We start from the raw sequence: 20594 nt of genomic DNA on the forward strand, positions 1-20594 counted from the left end.
CCGAACCGTACGTCGCGTCACGACGCGGAAGCCACGTACACCGAGAGTTCCGTACGGCGGCCCGCGGTGCAGCGGGGGTCCGCCAGGGTCGGTGGCAGGTCGCGGAGGATGTCCAGGGCGATCGCGTAATCCCCGTGAGCCTCCGCGACGGGCCCGGCATCAGGCCAGACCACCACCGCGTGGGGCGCGCCCAGGCCGTGCAGGCCGCTCCAGAGCGAGTCGGCCAGGGCGTCCCACACGTGGCGGGTGGCGCTGAGCGGCGGGTCCAGGGGGAAGGTCTCCCGTACCGCGTGGAAGAACGCCTCCTTGTCGGTGCGGCCGCCGGTCGACAGCGTGAAGGCGGGCACGCCCCGGCGGGCGGCCTCCGCGAGGAGTTCCGGCACGCTCGACGCCGGGACCTCGTGGAAGCCGCCGCGGATCTCCGGCATCCCTACAGGACCGGCAGGTTCTTCCGCAGCTCGAACGCCGTGACCTCCGAGCGGTACTCCTCCCACTCCTGCTTCTTGTTGCGGAGGAAGTGACGAACCTCCCCGCTGGCGTCGGACGCCTGCTGCTGATCTAGGTTCCAGCGCTTGGGAACTGGTGACTGCTGTTGGGTGTCGGTGCCCCTGGGCCGCCCTCGGACGGCCCGACTCTCCACTCCGCGTAAGCCTCTCCACCAGCAGCACCCCCTCACCGAATAGGCATGGACCACCCTGTTGGAAGGCACTGGCTTGCCTGCGTTGGCCGATCGGCTACCACCGCTTTAGAGTTCAGTCGCTGCCCGGATCAGCAATGAAGCTGTCTGGGTAGCGAGACCGAGCGCGGCCGGGCCTGTGTACTCATGTACGCGCTCGTTGATTTCATGGATGGATGTCAGTCAACACTCAAGTATCCTAAGCGACTTGCTCGGTTAGCGACACAAGTTGACCCGCTCGCGCCGCCTGCCTGACGCCTCATCAATTAGGTCGGCTAGCGCGAATTCGGGCTAGCTTCTCGGACCACTGCCTTCCCAGGATGTCGCCATCGTGTAGTTTCCCGTCGCTGGTCGGGTAGTCGATTTTCCACCCTGCGTAGTACGAAATAATCACACTTGCACGCCCCACATCATTCACATAGAACCGTTGACTCTTCCTCTCCCGCGCTGCTTCTTGCTTGAAAAAGCTCCTCACCTGCCTCGGATTTGAAATTGAGATTGAATGATCAGGAGAGGCTAGAGGAAGTGCCCAAATGGACCACGCCGCTACCCTCTTCCCTTCCGCATGGGGGCATCCTTGCCAGTACTCAAGTAGGTACTCGATCGCTTGACTGATCTCCTCGTCAGACCAAGTGGCAAGTGAGGCAAGCCAGCAGAGAGTCCACGTTGCCATCATCCGAAAAGGTTGGGACTGAGAATGGCGTGCGAGACCCTCACGCAGCAGACTTTTTAGCGTAGAGAAATCCTGAACAGTCAGCGAGGCGTGCAAATCCAACTGAAAGAGTTTAGTGGTAGGCCTCTTCTCGCGCGACGCTTGCTGCTTCATGAAGCTGAGCGCCATAACTGCAGCAGCTCCCGTTACAGCTTCCCTCTCATCCTTTGAAGACAGAAGCTGACTCAGAGTCTCTACGATAGGGAGCTTATGCTGAGAGGTCCAAAGCGTATACGTGGCGAGCGAGCTTCCATAATGAAGTGCGCTTTCATCAAGGCGAGAATATCCTCTCCAAGCGACGCCCGGGATCTCTTCCGCGAACTTCCCTTGACAGAGATCTATAATCAGTTCATCTTCGCGAGGCCCTGATGCTTTGATTAGGCAATCAATCGACTCCTGCACAAGCCCTGGCATGATCTGCACTTCATCAATCAAGCATTGGGCCAGATTCGAGTAAACCGGAGATCCCCATGATGCCGGAAAGCGGCTAGAGTCAGGCGATTGCTGGTCCAAGTCATTCATGCATTCAATCAGACGGGTGACCACTTTCTTCGCTTCACGATGTCCTGCTAGTACCGCTGCTAGGGGTACGACCTCACTCCATGACTCGTCGTTGAGATACGGTCTGAGAATCTCAGAATAGTCGTCCGTCTTATCGCGATTTGGGTTCCAGGACTCCACGCACGCTTGCGCGGTCAGATACTCTTGAAAGGTTAGATGCTTGAACTCGTAAAGGGGCCGCAATTGGCCATCTTCCACGATGTGACCGCTCTGCACAAGCAGGCTGCTACGCTCCTCCACGCGATCAATGAGGTCAGTGGAAGAAACTCTGGCATACCCCAATACTTCTGGCATGGCGGCGCGAGCTTCGTCGAAGAGATCCTTTAGCCCTTTTGCGCTGATGGCCTGCTTCTTCTCCTTCATCATGGTGAAGGCGGCATAAGCCAGTTGGGGAATTGCCTCATCACGATCAATCGGATCGTGACCTTCTCGGTTCCAAGTCATGAGCAAGACCTCGATAGCCTTGTCATATAGAACACTCCGCTTTTGCGGAAGCTCGCCCAGCCATCGCTGAACCAGTAGTAGGGTCGTCAAAAGCAGCGGATTAATGGCGAGTTCTCGTACACGTGGCTTACTTACGATCGACTTGGCCAGCTTGTTGGCCGACTCGGTACTACCTCCCACAACTGCATGATGCCAAGTCCGGCAAAGTGTATGGATGTCAGAATTCGACAGGTCGGCAATTCGGTACAGCGAGCAGACAGTGGACATTGCACCCGAGACGACTCGGAAGCCGGCTTCCCGTGAGGTGATGACGACTCGCGTAGCCGGGTATGTACCAATGAACGTTCTAAGCTGTGCCGCAAAGGCTGCTCGATCACTGCTGTCACTGATCTCATCAAGGCCGTCCACCAGAAGAAGGGCTTTCCCACTCTTCAGTTCAGCGGTTGCTATCTGCTTAAAACTCTCAGCGAGGTCTGGCCTTTCCGCCTGCCGGGGTATTCCCTCAATGATTTCCGTAATGGGGTTACGCACACCGGAACCTAGCTGGCGACAGCGGATGAAAAGTGGGAACCAGTCCTCGGCGGGTAGCTCATCTGACACTTCGTCTCGGCGGTCGCTATATGCGTATGCAAGCGCGATTCGTTTCAGAAGTGTGGTCTTACCGCCTCCAGGGGCCGCAAGGATCGCAATATGCTTGGTAGAGCTTAGGATCTCGCTTACCTTTTTCCTGGGAGCCTCAGTGCCTGGCTGTGCGATCCTCTCTCCCTTTTCTTGGTCCACTTCCATGACTTTTTCTTGCCGAGGAATTGGATTCAAATGCAAGGGAACATAGAGGGACTCTAGGCGGATGGCCTTTGACCCCACTTCCTGATCGGCCGGCAACCCCTCCAAGGTAATGCGGCCAAATTCTCTTTCGAGGTAGGAAAGATACTCCTCTTTGGCTTCGTCATTTTTCGAAAGATCTTCGAAGTTGCGCGGCCCTACATACACAAGTCCTCGAAACAGATTCGAAGAACGCGAATCTGCATCAATGATCGTCCGCGATAGATCCTGGTGCAATCCGTGGCCGTCCGCGTGGACAAGGGTGAAGAAGGAGTACTTACCACCGACCTTAAAGAAAAAGGACCAAATCCAGCCAACCTCATGAATCAATAGGGCGGACTTTTCCGCCAACTTTGCCCCCGCAGGGAGACCTTCGCAAGTTCCTGCGACTACCGCTGCGACGCTACGATCGACAATTACACGGCCTCGAACTAGCTCATCTACTATCTTTGGGCCATCAAGTAGGGTCATACGGTGCCCCACTTCTTTCTCCTGCTCTAGCGCAGGAGAAGTAAATCCCCCCAGTGAAACGTAGTAAGCTGACGCAACCGGATCACGGGCCTTTTCGGCCTGGACAGCACCAGCGAACTTATTCAGGTCGGCTCCCCCGACTGCGCTTTTTGTTGCTTTGCATTCTGCTATCAAGGTTCGCTTTTCGGTGCGATGCTTCCCTTTGATGTCGATTTCGCGACCAGCTTTGTGTACGTTCGTTGTGAAATCTTCGTACCCCAGCGCGTGGAAAAGGTCTTGCGTGGCTCGACCGAAGAGGTCTCCTCGCTTGTTATTGTCTGACTCAAGAACAGCAATCAAGACACGATTCTTGCGGCTACCAAGCACGGTGAGGTCCTTTTCGACGTCCGGACAGGGACTGGTGAGCACAGTCTGACGCAAGGCGAGGCCAGGCGTAGCGTGAACCACAAAATTGGTGCGAGACGGACGGTGGAGCGGCTTGGGGTGGCGCTGCTTTGGCGCAAGTGATCATGGCCCCGTAAACTTGTGGCGCGTCGGGCGGTCTGTAGAACTGCCCGGTAAGGCATGACATTGGGGCCATGACCTGCGAGGCTCGCGCTAAAGTGGCTCCGTAAAGCCATGGAGTCGACCGCCCCAGCCACGGCGTACCCCTTCTCTGACGTCAAGCGGCTGCACGCTTAGAGGTTCTAACAGAAGCTGTTGCTCATGTGCCTGTCGGCTTGGTTGCTCGTTGGTCCGTTCGTGGGGAAGAGGAACTCTCGGCCGTAGGTCGTCTCGGACGAACTGTGGTCGCTGGTCGAGCCGTTGTTGCCAGTTCCGGCCCCGAAGCTGGTGGCGGGGCGGGTGCCGGACCGGCAGGCTCTGTGCGGGAACCTGTTCATGCTCCACACCGGCATCCATTCGACGACGTTGCGACGCCGGTAGACGGCTTTGTCGAACCTGCAGGGCCGTTTCCGGCCAGCGAGCTGGTCGACACGTTCGGGGATCGTGACCTTGATCCCGCGCTGACGCAGGTAGGCCCGGAAACTGCGGGCCGAGTAGCCCTTGTCCGCGACGACGTGCTCGGGCCGGGTCCGGGGTCTTCCCGGACCCGGCCCGGCCACGCGGATACAGCCGATGACGGTCTCTGCCTGGGTGCAGTCGTTGCGGTTGCCCGCGGTGACCACGAAGGCCAGAGGCCGGCCCCGCCCGTCGCAGGCAAGGTGGATTTTTCTGGTCAGCCCGCCGCGGGAGCGTCCGAGGCCGCGCTCTTCAAGCCCCCTTTGGCAGCCGCGTGCTGGTGGGCCCGCACGATCGTGGAGTCGATCGCGACCAGCTGGTCCGCCTCCGCCCGGGACTGAGCGGCGGCCGGCAGGCGGTCGAAGGTGCAGTCCGCGGTCCAGCGGGCAGATCCCTCTAGGGCAGACCGACGCGGAACTTGAATACGATGCCCTCAAGCACTTGCTGGTGATCTCGCCACCGCCCCCAGGCCCGGCCCACGGGCCGCAGCAACGGTTCAACCACCGCCAGGCGTCGTCAGAAATCTCCCCATCCCTCACGACCGAACCAACGATCCGATGATCGGAAAGACACCCCCTGGCGAAGTGCGTTCAAGCCGGGGACGCTGCGATCTCGCTGAAGGCCAGAGGACAGGGTTTCGGCCAGACTGGCGAGGTGGCCCGGTGACAGCGAGCAACGACTGGAGAGCGGGGACGAGGTCTCCCTTGCAGTGCTCAATTCCTATCGCTCGACATCGAAGAGGTCCACATGTTCCGACGAAGAATCCAGACGCCACCCCTGCTGGACCCGTGAGGCGACCACGCCCACCGCCTCATCTAATGCCCGCAGTCGCTCGGCTGTGGCCAGTTGCCTACTCCGTCCGTTCCTCTCTTCGGGGTTGCTGTGCGAGCGGGGTGGCATGGAGCCGGAAGTACCCACGACTCCATACGGCGAGAGGCCGTGGTGTTGGAGTACCGGGGCCTCGGTTCGGGCCGTCCTAACCCCGAGAGAGGAAGCACGACCCATGAGCATGATTGTTTCCACCCCTGACGGCCCGAGAACGGCCCAAGGCGAGTGAGACGAGTCAGGGCCGACGGTTCGCCACCGTCGGCCCTGAGCATCAGTTCCAGGCTCTACCTGCCCTGAACTGCGCCTACAGCACCGGCAGGTTCTTCCGCAGCTCGAAGGCCGTGACCTCGCTCCGGTACTCCTCCCACTCCTGCTTCTTGTTCCGCAGGAAGAAGTCGAAGACGTGCTCGCCCAGGGTCTCCGCCACCAGTTCGCTGCGTTCCATCAGGGAGATCGCCTCGCCGAGGTTCTGCGGGAGGGGCTCGATGCCCATCGCGCGGCGTTCCGAGTCGGAGAGGGCCCAGACGTCGTCGTCGGCGCCGGCCGGGAGTTCGTAGCCCTCCTCGATGCCCTTGAGGCCGGCGGCGAGGAGGACGGCGTACGTGAGGTAGGGGTTGGCGCCCGAGTCAATGGAGCGGACCTCGACGCGCGAGGAGCCCGTCTTGCCCGGCTTGTACATGGGGACGCGGATGAGGGCCGAGCGGTTGTTGTGGCCCCAGCAGATGTACGAAGGGGCCTCGCCGCCCGAGCCGGCCGTGCGCGTCGAGCCGCCCCAGATGCGCTTGTACGAGTTGACCCACTGGTTGGTGACGGCCGAGATCTCGCCCGCGTGCTTCAGGAGGCCCGCGATGAAGGAGCGGCCGACCTTCGAGAGCTGGTACTCGGCGCCCGACTCGTAGAAGGCGTTCCGGTCGCCCTCGAAGAGGGAGAGGTGGGTGTGCATTCCCGAGCCCGGGTACTCCGAGAACGGCTTCGGCATGAAGGTCGCCTGGACGCCCTGTTCGAGGGCGACCTGCTTCATGACCAGGCGGAAGGTCATGATGTTGTCGGCCGTGGAGAGCGCGTCGGCGTAGCGCAGGTCGATCTCCTGCTGGCCCGGCGCGCCCTCGTGGTGGGAGAACTCGACCGAGATGCCCATCGACTCCAGCATGGTGATCGCCTGGCGGCGGAAGTCCATGCCGACGTTCTGCGGGGTGTGGTCGAAGTAGCCCGAGTTGTCGGCCGGGGTGGGCCGGGAGCCGTCGAGCGGCTTGTCCTTCAGGAGGAAGAACTCGATCTCGGGGTGGGTGTAGAAGGTGAAGCCCAGGTCCGAGGTCTTGGCCAGGGCCCGCTTCAGGACGTAGCGCGGGTCCGCGAAGGACGGCGAGCCGTCCGGCATCAGGATGTCGCAGAACATCCGGGCCGTGCCCGGGGCCTCCGCGCGCCACGGCAGGATCTGGAACGTGCCCGGGTCCGGCTTGGCGATCATGTCCGACTCGTAGACCCGGGCGAAGCCCTCGATCGCGGAGCCGTCGAAGCCGATGCCCTCGTCGAAGGCCTGCTCCAGCTCGGCCGGCGCCACGGCCACCGACTTGAGGAAGCCGAGCACGTCGGTGAACCACAGGCGCACGAAGCGGATGTCGCGCTCTTCGAGCGTACGGAGCACGAATTCCTGCTGCTTGTCCATTTCCACACCCATCCTCGCTGGTCAGGCCGCCTGTCCCACCGCCTCGGGCACTCGGGGGCACCTGAGCATCCCACCACATGGTTTCGCGCACGTTGCACACCCATACTGCCTGCTCGGTTGTGACTCAGGTAACGGGGGACGGGACCTTCCCGGCCGCCGTTCCTCCTCTCCCGTCCGCCCTCCGGTACTCAGTGGTACCCCGTTCGGCCCACGGAGGGCCTCCGCCCACTACGATCTCGGCCCATGGGGGCCCCACGGCTCGTACGCCCGTCCCGGCACGCGCGTCCCATGGCACTGGTGAGTGCCGTGGCGACGCTCCTCGCCGCGCTCTTCTTCTGTCTGGGGACCGGACCGGAGGCGGGGCCGGGGTCCCATCACGGGGCGGCCCCCGAGCAGGAGGCGCGGGCGGCGGCCGCCGTCCCCGTCGAGTACGTCTGCCCGTACGACCGCGGCGGCTGCTCCCTCTTCCCCTCGCTCTCCCCCGCGGTGCTCGGCACGCCCCCGCTCGATCCCCCGCTCCAGGCGGCGGACGGGCTTCCGCGTCTCGCCCCGGTCTCCGGCGACGGGCCGGCGCGCCGCTCCGGCGTCCGGCCGCGCGCGCCGGACCTGCACGTCCTTCAGGTTCTCCGGACCTAGACGGTCCGAGGGCGGCCCGACCGCCGCCGTCACCGCACGTCCGTGCCCGAACCGAACTCCACCCCCACTTCCGAAGAAGGACGACACCACCATGGCCGCCAACCGCTCCTCCAACGCCGACCGCCGCGCCCGAATAGAGGAGATGCGCCGCGCCGAGCAGGCCCGCGAGCGCCGCAACCGTCTGATCACCATCGGCGTCTCGACCGTCGTCGTCCTCGGCCTCGTCGGCTTCGGCGGCTTCGTGCTGATGAAGAAGTCCGACGAGCAGGACAAGAAGGAGGCCGCCGCCAAGGCCCCGATCTCCGCCGAGAAGACCTGGGACCCCGCGAAGCTCGGCCGCAACCACGTCCAGACGGCCGTGAAGTACGACATGAAGCCGCCGGTCGGCGGGGACCACAACCCGGTCTGGATGAACTGCGACGGCGACGTCTACACGAAGGCGATCCCCGAGGTGAACGCCGTGCACTCGCTGGAGCACGGCGCCGTCTGGGTGACGTACAACAAGCAGGCCGCCAAGGGCGACGTGGACGCGCTGGCCAAGAAGGTCGGCAAGACCAAGTACACGCTGATGAGCCCCGTGGACGACCAGGCCGGGGCCATCATGCTGTCGGCCTGGGGCAAGCAGGTGACCGTGGACGGCGCGGACGACCCGCGCATCGACGCCTTCCTCACCAAGTACGTGCAGGGCCCGCAGACCCCGGAGCCGGGCGCGGCCTGCACGGGCGGTCTGGACGCGGAGGGCGCGGCCGGCGCCGGGATGGGCCAGTGAAGGTGAACCGCACGCAGGGGGCGGCGATCACCGCCGTCGCCCTCGCGCTGCTCTTCGCCGGGGGCGCCGTCACGGTCGCCTCCGCGGACCGCGACGAGGCGCCCGCCACGCCCGTCTCCGCTTCGGCGGACGCCGGGTTCGCCCGGGACATGGCGGTCCACCACCAGCAGGCCGTCGAGATGTCGTTCATCGTCCGGGACCGGACGAAGGACGAGGCCGTGCGCCGACTCGCGTACGACATCGCCAACACGCAGGCCAACCAGCGGGGCATGATGCTCGGCTGGCTCGACCTGTGGGGGCTGCCCAAGGTCGAGTCCGGCGTCGAGCCGATGAGCTGGATGGGCATGGGCGGCTCGGGCGACACCGGTCCGCTGGACGGGGCGCTCATGCCGGGCATGGCGACCAAGACGCAGATCGAGGAACTCCGCAAGGCCAGCGGCCGGGAGGCCGAGATCCTGTACCTGAAGCTCATGACCGAGCACCACAGGGGCGGGGTCCACATGGCCGAGGGCTGCGTGCGGAAGTGCGCGGTGGGCGCCGAGCGCGCGCTCGCCCAGGGCATGGTCGACGCGCAGAAGTCCGAGATGCTGCTGATGGCGGACATGCTGAAGGAGCGCGGGGCCTGATCCCGGGCCTGTGAGGGAAGGCGTCGGCCCCCGTGACCCGTTGCGGTCGCGGGGGCCGTGCCGTACGCCGACAAGTCGCGGGGGCCGTGTCGTGCGCCGACAATGGGTGGGCTCGGGGATTCGTACGACGTTCGACTTCGACGACGAAAGGTACGCGACCCCATGACCACGGCGAAGGACATCATGCACCCCGGGGCCCAGTGGATCCCGGCTCACGAGACGCTCGACCGCGCCGCGCAGCTGATGCGCAACCTGAACGTGGGCGCGCTGCCCATCGCCGACGAGAACGAACGTCTCTGCGGCATCCTCACGGACCGCGACATCGTCGTCGGCTGCGTGGCCATGGGCCACGACCCGTCCAAGGTGACCTGCGGCGAGATGGCCAAGGGCACTCCGCGCTGGGTCGAGTCGGACGCCGACGTGGGCGCCGTCCTGGAGGAGATGCAGAGCCACCGGATCAAGCGGCTGCCCGTCATCGAGGAGAAGCGGCTCGTCGGCATGATCAGCGAGGCGGAGCTGGCGCAGCATCTGTCGGACGAGCAGATCAAGGCGTTCTGTATGAGCGTCTACGCGTCTTCATGAGCGTCTACGCGTCGTCCTGACCGCTCCGGACGTCCAGGACCGCCCGGGCCACCGCGTCCGGGCGGTCCCGCATGACCAGATGGCCCGACGGTTCGGCCGCCTCGTAGCGGGCGCCGAGCCGCCGGGCCAGCGCGCGCTGGCGCCGTTCCCAGCGGGCGGAGCCGTCGGGGGCGGCGAGGACGGTGACGGGGAGGCCGGGCGGGAGCGGGCGGTCCTCCCGCAGGGCGAGCAGCTCGGCGGCGACGGCCCCGTAGTGGGCGTTCTCCAGGAGGGTGCCGCGCAGCACGCGCGAGGTGCGGTAGACGCGGCGGACGAGGGCGGGGTCGGTACGGGCGGGGGCGGAGGCAGGGCCGGTACGGGCGGGGCCGAGGTCGGTACGGGCGGGGCCGGGGCCGGGGTCGGCGTCCGGGGTGCCTCTCCGTACCGTTCCCGCCCGGACCGTGAGGTTCCGGACCGTCGGGCCGAGGGCCGCCGGGAGGCCGGCGGCGCAGAGGACGGCGCCGAGGAGGCGGGCGGGCGCGGTGGTGCGGGACGGCCGGGGGTCCTCCTCCACCGAGGAGTCGACGAGGACCAGGCCGGCGGTACGGGCCGGGTGCAGCCGGGCGAAGGCCTCCGCGTGGAACCCGGCGATCGAGTGCCCGACGACGGTGGCGGGTCCCCGGTGGCCGAGCGCGTCGAGGACGGCCGCGATCCGGTCCGCCTCGCCCGCCGCCGTCGGCGGGACGGCCGCCGGGGCGGAGAGGCCGTGGCCGGGGCGGTCGAAGCGGACGACCGTGCGGTACGGGACGAGGTGCGGGACGACCGGGTCCCAGTCGAACCAGCTCATGCCGAGGCCGGCGCTCAGGACGCAGACGGGTCCCGAGCCCTCGGCCACCACGTGGTGGGGGACGCCCCCGATCCGTACGAAGGTCACCGCCGTCCCTCCCGGCCGTCCGTGGCGAGGGAGTGCGCGAGGACGGCGAGCCACGCGGCCACCAGGAGGACCTGGAGCCGCTGTCCCGCGCCGAGCGCCCAGACGCCCTTCCCGGCCTCGAAGGCGGCGACGGCGGCGAGGGTCCAGGCGGTGGCGGCGAACTCCAGGGCGACCAGGGCCGGTCCGGTACGGGCGAGGGGACTGCGGCGGTCGTGCCGGCGGGCGGCGACGGTCAGGGCGACCAGGGCCGCGAGCGCGCCCGTCATCGCCAGGCTCGAACTGACGGCGTGGGCCGCGTGGGTGGCGGGGACGAGTCCGGCGGTCTCGCGCGCCGCGCACACGGGGTCGACGGTCGGGGCGCAGCTGAGCGGCAGCCGGGAGTCGGCGACGGTGGCGGCCCCGAAGACGGCGAGGGCGATCCAGCCGCCGACGGCCCAGGAGTCGCGCCCGGTCGTACGGCTCGTACGGCCGCCGGGCCGCCTCCTCCACGTCCCCGCCAGGCCCGTCAGGGCTCCCGCGAGGACCAGGAGGCCGGCCGTGAGGTCGGTGGCGCGGAAGAGGCCGCCGAGGGGCTGGTCGGCGGCGGCCAGTTCGGAGACGTACGTCCGGACCGGGTCGAGACCGGTCCGGACGAGGACTTCGAGGACCCAGGCGGTGTACGCGAGCGCACCGAGGGCCAACAGGGCAGCGGCCGTTCGCGCGACACTCCTGGACATATGGGTTCGAACGCGGGGGCGGGGGCGGAGGTTCCCGGGGAGGGGCCGAACGGGCGGCGCGGGGGTGGGCGTGCGGCAGGCGTACCGCGATGCGGGGCGGGGGTGGGTCACGAACGCGCATCGCCCATGAAATGCCTGGCCAGGGCGAGTGCGGCCGGTCTAACGTCAGGGCTTCGGATCAGCTCGGAGGACCTCGTATGACCATGCCCGCGCACACCCCCGGCCCGCCCGCCTGGGAGCCGCCGCCGTTCCAGGCGCCGCCGCCCCGGAGTTCCGGGCTCGGAGTCGCCGCCCTCGTCGTCGGCATCGTGGGTCTGGTCTTCGGGATCGTCCCGTTCCTCTTCTGGCTCGGCGGGATCCTGGGGATCCTGGCCCTCGTCCTCGGCGTCGTCGGCCACGGGCGTGCCCGGCGCGGCGAGACGAACGACCGGGGGCAGGCGATCGCGGGCATCGTCCTCGGCTCCGTGACGATCGTCGTCGCGCTCGCCTGGCTGGTCGTCTTCGTCGTGGCGTTCGCGGCCGACCGAGCGGACGACGGGACGCACGGGCGGGGGTCGACGTCCTCCGTCGCGCCCGCCCCGGCGCCGGAGAGCACGCGGGAGAGCGTGCCGGAGCCCACCGAGACCGGTCCGGCGGTGCTGGCGTTCGGGAAGACCCACACGTACGACGACGGGGTGAAGGTCACCGTCTCCGAGCCCCTCCCCTACCGGCCCGACCGGTTCGCCGCCGGGTACGAGAAGGGCGACACCGCCGTCCGGGTGACCGTGACGATCGTCAACGGCAGCAAGAAGGTCATCGACGTCACCACGGCCCTGCCGGACGCGAGCGACGCGGAGGGGGCTGCGGCGGGGGCGATCTTCGACGGCAGCCGGGCGACCGAGATGTTCCAGGGCAAGGTGCTCCCGGGCAAGCAGACCAAGGGCGGCTTCGCCTTCTCGCTGCCGGCCGGCGCGGACGGGGAGATGCAGGTGGAACTGGCCCCGCAGCTCCTGGAGTACGAGCCGGTGATCTGGACCGGGCCCGTGAAGCACACCGGCTGACGCGGGGGCGTGCGGCTCCGGCAAGGGCCGTTCCGTTCCCGGAATCCCGTACCCCACGACATAGCGTCGGTCTGACGATTACACTGGCCGTGTGCCTCAACTACGCCTCGCCCTGAATCAGATCGACTCGACCGTCGGAGACATCGCCGGGAACGCCGAGGCGATCGTGCACTGGACCCGGCACGCCGCCGGGCAGGGCGCGCATCTCGTCGCGTTCCCCGAGATGGCGCTGACCGGATACCCCGTCGAGGACCTCGCGCTGCGCTCCTCCTTCGTGGAGGCGTCCCGGACGGCCCTGCGCGGGCTCGCCCGGCGCCTCGCGGAGGAGGGGTTCGGGGAGGTGCCGGTGGTCGTCGGCTACCTGGACCGCTCGGAGCGGGCGGAGCCCCGGCTCGGCCGGCCGGCCGGGTCGCCGGAGAACGCCGCCGCCGTGCTGTACGGCGGCGAGGTGGCGCTGCGGTTCGCCAAGCACCACCTGCCCAACTACGGCGTGTTCGACGAGTACCGCTACTTCGTACGGGGCGACACGCTGCCCGTCGTCCGGGTCCACGGGATCGACGTGGCCCTGGCGATCTGCGAGGACCTCTGGCAGGACGGCGGCCGGGTCCCGGCGGCGCGCGCCGCGCGGGCCGGGCTGCTCCTGTCGGTGAACGCCTCGCCGTACGAGCGGAACAAGGACGACACGCGCCTCGAACTGGTCCGGGCGCGGGCCCGGGAGGCCGGGTGCGTCACCGCGTACCTGGCGACGACCGGCGGCCAGGACGAGCTGGTCTTCGACGGCGACTCGATCGTGGTGGACGCGGAGGGCGAAGTCGTCGCGCGGGCCCCGCAGTTCGTCGAGGGCAGCGTGATCCTGGACCTGGAGCTGCCCGCGTACGACCCGGACGCCCCGGAGGGGCCGGTCGGGGAGGACGGGCTGCGGGTCGACCGGGTGGTGCTCTCGGAGAAGCCGCTGCCGGCGTACGAGCCGGAGCTGACGGGGGGTTACGCGCACCGGCTCGACGACGACGAGGAGGTGTACTCGGCGCTCGTCATCGGCCTGCGCGCCTACCTCGCGAAGAACGGTTTCCGCTCGGTCCTGGTCGGCCTGTCCGGCGGCATCGACTCCTCGCTCGTCGCGTCGATCGCCTGCGACGCGCTCGGCGCGGAAAACGTGTACGGGGTGTCGATGCCGTCCAAGTACTCCTCGGAGCACTCGCGCGGCGACGCGGCCGAGCTGGCCCGCAGGACCGGGCTGAACTACCGCACGGTGTCGATCGAGCCGATGTTCGACGCGTACACGGGGGCGCTCGGCCTCACCGGGCTCGCGGAGGAGAACCTCCAGGCCCGGCTGCGCGGCACGACCCTGATGGCGCTCTCCAACCAGGAGGGGCACCTGGTGCTCGCGCCGGGCAACAAGTCCGAGCTGGCGGTGGGCTACTCGACGCTGTACGGCGACGCGGTCGGCGCGTTCGGGCCGATCAAGGACGTGTACAAGTCGGACGTCTTCCGGCTGGCGCGCTGGCGGAACCGGGCGGCCGAGGAGCGCGGCCAGACCCCGCCGATCCCGGAGAACTCGATCTCGAAGCCGCCCAGCGCCGAGCTGCGCCCGGGACAGGTCGACACGGACTCGCTGCCGGACTACGAGGTCCTGGACGGCATCCTCGCCCTGTACGTGGACCGGGACCGGGGGCGGGACGAGATCGTGGCCGCCGGCTACGACGAGGAGCTGGTGACGCGGACGCTGCGGATGGTGGACACGGCGGAGTACAAGCGGCGCCAGTACCCGCCGGGCACCAAGATCTCGGCGAAGGGCTTCGGCAAGGACCGGCGCCTGCCGATCACGAACCGCTGGCGGGAGAGCCCGGCCGGCTGACCTCGGCCCCGACCTCTTCGGCGGCCGTGAGGGGGCTTCCCGCGACCACGCGGGAGGCCCCCTCCGGCGTGCGCCGGTCCAGCAGGCCCGCCACCGTCGCGATCGTCAGGCCGACGGCGGTGAGGACCGCGCCGACCAGGGTCGGGGAGGCCCAGCCCCAGCCGGCGGCGACGGCCGTGCCGCCCGCCCAGGCGCCGCCCGCGTTGGTGAGGTTGAAGGCGGAGTGGTTGGAGGCGGAGGCGAGCGTGGGGGCGTCCTTGGCCTTGTTCATGACCAGCATCTGGAGCGGGGTGGTGGTCATGAAGCCGACCGCGCCGAGGACGACGACCGTGACCAGGGCCAGCCAGGGCACGTGGACGGTGAAGCGGAAGGCGACCAGGGCGAGGAGGAGGGCGGCGAGCGAGCCGTACAGGGTGGGGCGCAGGGCGCGGTCGGTCAGCGGTCCGGCGGCGAGCGCGCCGCCGGTCATGCCGAGGCCGAAGAGGGCGAGGACGAGCGTGACGGTGGAGTCGCCGAAGCCCATCACCTCGGTGGTCATCGAGGCCAGGTACGAGTAGACGGCGAAGACGCCCGCGAAGCCGAAGACGGCGGTGAGCAGGCCGAGCAGCACCTGCGGGCGGCCGAGGGCGCGCACCTCGCGGCCCAGGCCCCGGTGTCCGTCGGCGGGGATCGGCGGGACCAGGCGGGCGAGCGCGGCCATGGCGAGCAGGCCGATCGCGGAGACCACGAGGAAGGTGGCCCGCCAGCCGAGGTGCTGGCCGAGGAGGGTCGCGGCCGGGACGCCGAGGATGTTGGCGACGGTGAGGCCGAGGAACATGGTGGCCACCGCCCGCGCCTGCCGGCCCTCGCGGACGAGCCGGGCGGCGACGACCGCGCCGAGGCCGAAGAACGCGCCGTGCGGGAGGCCGGCGAGGACCCGGCCCGCGACGAGCCAGCCGAAGCCGGGGGCGAGCGCGGAGGCGAGGTTGCCGACCGTGAAGAGGGCCATGAGCAGCAGGAGCATCCGCTTGCGCGGGATGCGGGAGCCGAGGGCGGTGAGCAGCGGGGCGCCGACGACGACCCCGATCGCGTACGCCGAGACGAGGTGTCCGGCGGTGGGGACGGAGGTGCCGAGGTCCTCGGCGACCTGGGGCAGGAGGCCCATCATCACGAATTCGGTGGTGCCGATGCCGAAGGCGGAGACGGCCAGGGCGAACAACGCCAGGGGCATGGAGGAGGGGCCTTCCGGAAGCGGGGGGGTCGGGGAGGGTCAGGGACGGGAACGCGGATTAGTTCTTCGCCTGAACAAATTGTCTCAGGCGACGTGTTCCCGGTGGCTTCCGGAGGGTGAAGAGGAGGTTTCGGGGCGGAACGACAGCGTCAGAGCTTCACGCGGGCCGCGACCGGGAGGTGGTCGCTCCGCGTGGCGGGCAGCGTCCAGGAGGAGACCGGCTCGACGTTCTTCACCATGATCTGGTCGATGCGGGCCATCGGGAACGAGGCCGGCCAGCTGAACCCGAAGCCGTCGCCCGCCGCGCCCTGGGTGGAGCGCAGCTGCGAGGTGACGGCGTTGAGGGCGCGGTCGTTCATGGTGCCGTTGAGGTCGCCGAGGAGGACGATCCGCTCGTGCGGGTCGCGGGAGATGGCCTCGCCGAGCGCGTCGGCGCTGTTGTCGCGCTGGTTGGCGGTGAAGCCGGCGTTCATCCGGACCCGTACGGAGGGCAGGTGGGCGACGTACACGGCCACCTCGCCCTGAGGGGTCACGACGGAGGCGCGCATGGCGCGGGTCCAGCCCATGTGGATGTCGACGGGCTGCGCGGCGCGCAGCGGCAGCTTGCTCCAGAGGCCGACGGTGCCCTGGACGGAGTGGTACGGGTAGGCCTCGGCGAGGCCCTTCTCGTAGACCGGGACCATGTCGCCCTTGAGCTCCTCCAGGGCGAGCACGTCGACGCCGGAGGCGGCGAGCTGCCGGGCGGCGCCCTCGGGGTCGGGGTTCTCGGCGTTCACGTTGTGGGTGGCGACGGTCAGGTCGCCGCCGGCGGCCGACTTGTCGGCGACGAGCCCGCCGAAGAGGTTGAGCCACACCACGGCCGGAAGCAGCAGGGCGATCAGCGCGGTGGCCGACCGGCGCAGCAGCGCGAGGACGAGCAGGAGCGGCACGAAGAGGCCGAACCAGGGCAGGAAGGTCTCGGTGAGGCTGCCCAGGTTGCCGATCCGGTTGGGGACGTCGGCGTGGAAGACCATCAGGAGGGTGAGCGCGACGGCCGCCAGGGCGATCAGGATGCCCCGGCGCCAGATCCCCCGGTCGCGGCGGAGCCGGTCGAGGGCGGTCCGGAACCGGGAACGGGGACTCTCGCCGTTCGCGTCGCCGTACCCGGTCCCCGTCGTGTCCACCCGCGTCATCGCTGCCCTCACTGCCTTGCCGCCGTGCCGTCTCGCCTGTCTGCCGTGCCCCGACCTCGACACTAGGCGATGAGGGGACGGCCGTACTCCCCCAGGGACGACACGGCACGCGTGGCGGGTTCCTGCGGGAGCGCGGGGGCGGGGCGGCTGTGACAGAACGCTCACATTCGCACCGGTCCGCGCCCCCTGTCAGGTACGGGGGCGCAGGCCCTCCAGGACGGTGTCGACGACCCGCTCGGCGAGGCCGGGCTCCAGGGTGGAGCCGGGGCGGACGACGGTGCGCAGCAGCAGGGGGCCGGTGAGGAGGTCGTTGACGAACTCGACGTCGAGGTCGTCGCGGAACTCGCCCCGCTCCATGCCGCGCCGCACGGCGTCCAGGCCGAGGCGGCGGCGCGGTTCGATGACGGTGAGCTGGTAGGCGTCCCACAGCTTGGGATAGAGCTGCATCTGCGAGAAGACGGTGTGGAGCAGGGCGGAGGACCGCTTGGCGAGGCCGCGCTGCCGCAGGGACTCCAGGAGGGCCACGAGGTCGTCCCGGGCCGAGGTGCCGGGCAGCACCGGGTCCGGGGGCTCCAGGGAGCGCAGGAGGTCGACGAAGAGGTCCTCCTTGCCGGACCAGCGGCGGTAGATGGTGGCCTTGCCGACCCCGGCGGTACGGGCGATCCGCTCGACGGACAGCTCGGTCAGCGGCACCCCCTCGTCCAGGAGCCCCCCGACCGCCTCGAAGATCGCCTGCTCGACGGCCTCGGACCGGGGCCGGCCCCGGCGGCGTGCCGCCGCCCCGGGGCCGGGGGGCGGTGCCGTCCCGGGGCCGGGGGGCGGCGGGGAGCAGGGGCCGGGAGGCGGCGTCGTCCCGGCGTCCGGTCCCCCGCCGGGGCCGGTCCCTTCGGCGTCGGGGGCCGGGGTCTCGCCGTTCTGGAGCGACACGTGCGTTCCGCCTCTCGTCCGGGGCTGCGGGCTACCGTCGGGCCGATTCTCCCGTCCCGGCGGCGGATGCCGGTACCGAGGCCCCCGGGCGGGCGGCGGGGACGCCGGAGCCTCGCGCACCGGCTCCCGGCGCGCCCGCGTCCGGGGCCTGCGCGTCCGGCGCGTCCGGGGCCGCCGGAGCGCGGCCCGGCAGGAACGCGGCGACGACCACCGCGCCGACCAGGGCGATCGCGGCCGAGGCGATCGCCGTGACGTGCATGGCGTCCAGGAAGGCCTGGTGGGCGGGGGCCACCAGGTCCCGGCCCGCCGGGCCGAGCTTCTCGGCGACGGCGAGGGTCGCCTCGACGGACTCGCCCGCCGTGGCCCGCAGCGCCGCCGGGACCCCGCCCAGGTGCCCCTCGATCTCGCCCCGGTAGACGGAGGAGAGGACCGAGCCGAGGACGGCCACGCCGAGCGCGCCGCCGACCTGCCGGAAGGTGTTGTTGATCGCCGAGCCGGAGCCCGCCTTCTCGCGGGGCAGCGCCTGCATGATCGCGACCGTGACCGGCGGCATGATGTGCGCCATGCCCGCGCCCTGGAGGAAGAAGACGACTTCGAGGACCCAGACCGGGGTCGAGGCGTCGAAGAGGGCGAAGGCGGCGAGGCCGAGGGCGACGAGCAGCATTCCGGCGGCGCACACGACCCGGGCGCCGAGGCGCTCGACGACGAGCCGGGCCCGGGGCGCGAACGCCATCTGCGCGACGGCCAGCGGCAGCAGGAGCAGCCCGGACTGGAGGGCGCTGTAGCCGCGCACGCTCTGGAGGTAGAAGGCCGAGAAGAAGGTCACGCCCATGAGGGCGAAGAAGACGAGCGCGATCGCGGCGACGGCGGCCGAGAACGCGGGCTTGCGGAAGTACGCCATGTCGATGGCCGGGTGGTCGCTGCGCCGCTCGTGCAGGACGAAGCCGACGAGGACCGCGAGGCCGCCGAGGACCGGGGCGAGGACGGTGACGTCGGTGAAGTCCGCCAGCTCGCCGCCCCGGATGATCCCGTACACGAGGAGGACGAGGCCGACGACGGAGAGCAGCACGCCGGGCACGTCGACGCGGCCGGGCCTGGGGTCCCGGGAGTCGGGCACGAGCCGGACCATCAGGGCCAGGGCGAGGAGCACGACGGGCACGTTGACGAGGAAGATCGATCCCCACCAGAAGTGTTCGAGCAGGAGGCCGCCGGTGATGGGGCCGATCGCGATGGCGAGGCCGACGCCGCCGGCCCAGATGCCGATGGCCTTGGGCTGCTCGTCGCGCTCGAAGACGTTCATGAGGACGGCGAGGGTCGCGGGCATCACGAAGGCGGCGCCGAGGCCCATGACGGCCCGGAAGGCGATCAGCTCGCCCGGGGAGCCGGAGAACGCGGCGAGGGCGGAGCCGATGCCGAAGACGGTGATGCCGAAGAGCAGCACCTTCTTGCGGCCGAGGCGGTCGCCGAGCAGGCCGGAGGTGAAGAGGAGCCCGGCGAAGACGAGCGTGTAGGAGTTGATGGCCCACTCCAGCTCGCTCTGGGTGGCGCCGAGGCCGGTGGGGGCGGGGGCGGCGATCGTCCTGACGGCCACGTTCAGGATCGAGTTGTCGAGGACGACGATCAGCAGGCTGAGCATGAGGACGCCGAGGATCGCCCAGCGGCGCCGGTGGACGGCCTCGGGGACGCGGGGCCCGGCGGGGGCGGAGGATGCGGGGGACGGCTGTGACATGCCGACCAGCGTAGGACCATTTCGATACGAGACCGTCTCGTATCGGAAAAGCTGGACGAGTCTTTACGTTGCTCTCGACGCGCCGCCCACGTTGCCCCCGACGCGCCGCCCACGTTGCCCCCGACGCGCCCCCTCCTCCTCCGGCCGCCTCCTCCCCCCTCCTCCTCCGGGCTTCACACATTGCGGCGGTGTGAACAGCGCCACTCCGGCCCACTTTCCCGTCCGCCCGCCGAAGTGCCACCATGGATGTGGTCCGGGGACGCCGTGAGGGCGCCTCGAGATGACAACAAGGAGCCGTTCACCATGACGCTTCAGGCTGCCCAGAAGCCGCCCGCCGCCGGTGGCGACAGCACCAAGTCGCTCTACGGGGGCACGGGCACCCGCCGCATCACCGTCCACGACATCGCCGCCGCCAAGGCCCGCGGCGAGAAGTGGCCCATGCTCACCGCCTACGACGCGATGACCGCCTCCGTCTTCGACGAGGCCGGGATCCCGGTCATCCTCGTCGGCGACTCGATGGGCAACTGTCACCTCGGCTACGACACCACCGTGCCCGTCACGATGGACGAGATGACCCTGCTCTCCGCCGCCGTCGTCCGGGGCACCAGGCGGGCCCTCGTCGTCGGCGACCTCCCCTTCGGCTCGTACCAGGAGGGGCCCGTCCAGGCCCTGCGCAACGCCACCCGGCTCGTCAAGGACGCCGGCGTCGGCGCGATCAAGCTGGAGGGCGGCGAGCGCTCGCTGCCGCAGACCGAGCTGCTCGTCCAGGCCGGCATCCCCGTCATGTCCCACCTGGGCCTGACCCCGCAGTCCGTGAACACCATGGGCTACCGGGTGCAGGGCCGCTCCGACGAGGCCGCCCACCGGCTGCTCCGCGACGCCAAGTCCGCGCAGGACGCGGGCGCGTTCGCGGTCGTCCTGGAGCTCGTACCGGCCGAGCTGGCCGCCGAGGTCACCCGCTCGCTGCACATCCCGACCATCGGCATCGGCGCCGGCGCCGGGACCGACGCCCAGGTCCTCGTCTGGACCGACATGGCCGGTCTGACCGGCGGCAAGGTGCCGCGCTTCACCAAGCAGTACGCCAACCTCCGCGAGACGCTCGGCGACGCCGCGCGCGCCTTCGCCGAGGACGTCTCCGGCGGGGCGTTCCCCGCCGAGGAGCACACCTTCCACTGATCCCGGAAGATCCCGGAAGGCCCCTCGCAGAGGGCCCCGAGAAGCCACTGCGGCACCTCCGACA

The 20594-nt window shown here is 69.1% G+C and carries 16 protein-coding genes and 3 pseudogenes; 8 read left to right on the forward strand and 11 right to left on the reverse strand.

What is annotated here, in order from left to right:
- Nucleotides 1-17 precede the first annotated feature (17 nt).
- The 3 genes and pseudogenes from ACIQD7_RS13445 to ACIQD7_RS13455 form a co-directional block, all read right to left on the reverse strand.
- Complete coding sequence (locus tag ACIQD7_RS13445) at nucleotides 18-428, reverse strand: barstar family protein (RefSeq protein WP_402441666.1); 411 nt, start codon at nucleotides 426-428, stop codon at nucleotides 18-20.
- Between the two features lie 2 nt (nucleotides 429-430).
- Nucleotides 431-517, reverse strand: a pseudogene (locus ACIQD7_RS13450) (glutamine synthetase); the annotation flags it as partial.
- 421 nt (nucleotides 518-938) lie between these two features.
- The gene (locus tag ACIQD7_RS13455; RefSeq protein ID WP_402441667.1) at nucleotides 939-4052 is read right to left on the reverse strand and encodes a restriction endonuclease; all 3114 of its coding nucleotides are present in this window, start codon (nucleotides 4050-4052) and stop codon (nucleotides 939-941) included.
- Nucleotides 4053-4469: 417 nt separating this feature from the next.
- Here ACIQD7_RS13455 and ACIQD7_RS13460 point away from each other — a divergent pair.
- A pseudogene (locus ACIQD7_RS13460) lies at nucleotides 4470-4583 on the forward strand (IS5/IS1182 family transposase); the annotation flags it as partial.
- A 2-nt stretch (nucleotides 4584-4585) separates the two neighbouring features.
- Here the strand turns inward: ACIQD7_RS13460 and ACIQD7_RS13465 are convergent.
- Nucleotides 4586-5239, reverse strand: a pseudogene (locus ACIQD7_RS13465) (IS5 family transposase); the annotation flags it as partial.
- A gap of 578 nt (nucleotides 5240-5817) precedes the next feature.
- Entirely contained in the window at nucleotides 5818-7179 is a 1362-nt protein-coding gene (locus ACIQD7_RS13470) for a glutamine synthetase family protein (protein WP_030222136.1), read from the reverse strand.
- A gap of 288 nt (nucleotides 7180-7467) precedes the next feature.
- On the opposite strand from ACIQD7_RS13470, the gene ACIQD7_RS13475 reads away from it, so the two are divergent.
- From ACIQD7_RS13475 to ACIQD7_RS13490, 4 genes are all read left to right on the forward strand, one after another.
- Nucleotides 7468-7815: a hypothetical protein gene (locus ACIQD7_RS13475; RefSeq protein WP_402441668.1), complete on the forward strand. Its 348-nt coding sequence runs from the start codon at nucleotides 7468-7470 to the stop codon at nucleotides 7813-7815.
- Nucleotides 7816-7906: 91 nt separating this feature from the next.
- Nucleotides 7907-8584: a DUF3105 domain-containing protein gene (locus ACIQD7_RS13480; protein WP_121831442.1), complete on the forward strand. Its 678-nt coding sequence runs from the start codon at nucleotides 7907-7909 to the stop codon at nucleotides 8582-8584.
- A gap of 2 nt (nucleotides 8585-8586) precedes the next feature.
- Nucleotides 8587-9210 carry a DUF305 domain-containing protein gene (locus tag ACIQD7_RS13485; RefSeq protein ID WP_402441669.1) on the forward strand — a complete coding sequence of 208 codons (624 nt, stop codon included), beginning with the start codon at nucleotides 8587-8589 and terminating at the stop codon, nucleotides 9208-9210.
- Nucleotides 9211-9372: 162 nt separating this feature from the next.
- Entirely contained in the window at nucleotides 9373-9792 is a 420-nt protein-coding gene (locus ACIQD7_RS13490) for a CBS domain-containing protein (RefSeq protein ID WP_121831441.1), read from the forward strand.
- A gap of 4 nt (nucleotides 9793-9796) precedes the next feature.
- Here the strand turns inward: ACIQD7_RS13490 and ACIQD7_RS13495 are convergent, their stop codons facing one another.
- Both ACIQD7_RS13495 and ACIQD7_RS13500 read right to left on the reverse strand, forming a co-directional pair.
- Nucleotides 9797-10705, reverse strand: a complete 909-nt coding sequence (locus ACIQD7_RS13495; protein ID WP_402441670.1) for an alpha/beta fold hydrolase — start codon at nucleotides 10703-10705, stop codon at nucleotides 9797-9799.
- Nucleotides 10702-11421: a DUF998 domain-containing protein gene (locus tag ACIQD7_RS13500; RefSeq protein WP_402441671.1), complete on the reverse strand. Its 720-nt coding sequence runs from the start codon at nucleotides 11419-11421 to the stop codon at nucleotides 10702-10704. The genes ACIQD7_RS13495 and ACIQD7_RS13500 overlap by 4 nt, the downstream gene beginning before the upstream one ends.
- A gap of 197 nt (nucleotides 11422-11618) precedes the next feature.
- Here ACIQD7_RS13500 and ACIQD7_RS13505 point away from each other — a divergent pair, with 197 nt between their 5' ends.
- Nucleotides 11619-12461, forward strand: a complete 843-nt coding sequence (locus tag ACIQD7_RS13505; RefSeq protein WP_402441672.1) for a DUF4190 domain-containing protein — start codon at nucleotides 11619-11621, stop codon at nucleotides 12459-12461.
- A gap of 91 nt (nucleotides 12462-12552) precedes the next feature.
- Nucleotides 12553-14316 (forward strand): NAD+ synthase, encoded by a 1764-nt coding sequence (locus ACIQD7_RS13510; RefSeq protein WP_402441673.1) that lies wholly within the window; start codon nucleotides 12553-12555, stop codon nucleotides 14314-14316.
- Here ACIQD7_RS13510 and ACIQD7_RS13515 read toward each other — a convergent pair.
- The 4 genes from ACIQD7_RS13515 to ACIQD7_RS13530 form a co-directional block, all read right to left on the reverse strand.
- On the reverse strand, nucleotides 14282-15526 hold the full coding sequence (locus ACIQD7_RS13515) for an MFS transporter (protein ID WP_402441674.1): 1245 nt from the start codon (nucleotides 15524-15526) through the stop codon (nucleotides 14282-14284). The two genes, ACIQD7_RS13510 and ACIQD7_RS13515, sit on opposite strands and share 35 nt — an antisense overlap.
- Nucleotides 15527-15675: 149 nt before the next feature.
- Nucleotides 15676-16698 carry an endonuclease/exonuclease/phosphatase family protein gene (locus ACIQD7_RS13520; RefSeq protein WP_402441675.1) on the reverse strand — a complete coding sequence of 341 codons (1023 nt, stop codon included), beginning with the start codon at nucleotides 16696-16698 and terminating at the stop codon, nucleotides 15676-15678.
- Nucleotides 16699-16887: 189 nt separating this feature from the next.
- On the reverse strand, nucleotides 16888-17625 hold the full coding sequence (locus tag ACIQD7_RS13525; protein ID WP_402441676.1) for a TetR/AcrR family transcriptional regulator: 738 nt from the start codon (nucleotides 17623-17625) through the stop codon (nucleotides 16888-16890).
- 31 nt (nucleotides 17626-17656) lie between these two features.
- Nucleotides 17657-19354 (reverse strand): MFS transporter, encoded by a 1698-nt coding sequence (locus ACIQD7_RS13530; RefSeq protein ID WP_402441677.1) that lies wholly within the window; start codon nucleotides 19352-19354, stop codon nucleotides 17657-17659.
- A 303-nt stretch (nucleotides 19355-19657) separates the two neighbouring features.
- Between ACIQD7_RS13530 and panB the strand changes: the two genes are divergently transcribed.
- Nucleotides 19658-20530: a 3-methyl-2-oxobutanoate hydroxymethyltransferase gene (gene panB / locus ACIQD7_RS13535; RefSeq protein WP_402441678.1), complete on the forward strand. Its 873-nt coding sequence runs from the start codon at nucleotides 19658-19660 to the stop codon at nucleotides 20528-20530.
- Nucleotides 20531-20594 lie beyond the last annotated feature (64 nt).

This window comes from Streptomyces sp. NPDC093071 (assembly GCF_044754545.1).
GTDB lineage: Bacteria > Actinomycetota > Actinomycetes > Streptomycetales > Streptomycetaceae > Streptomyces.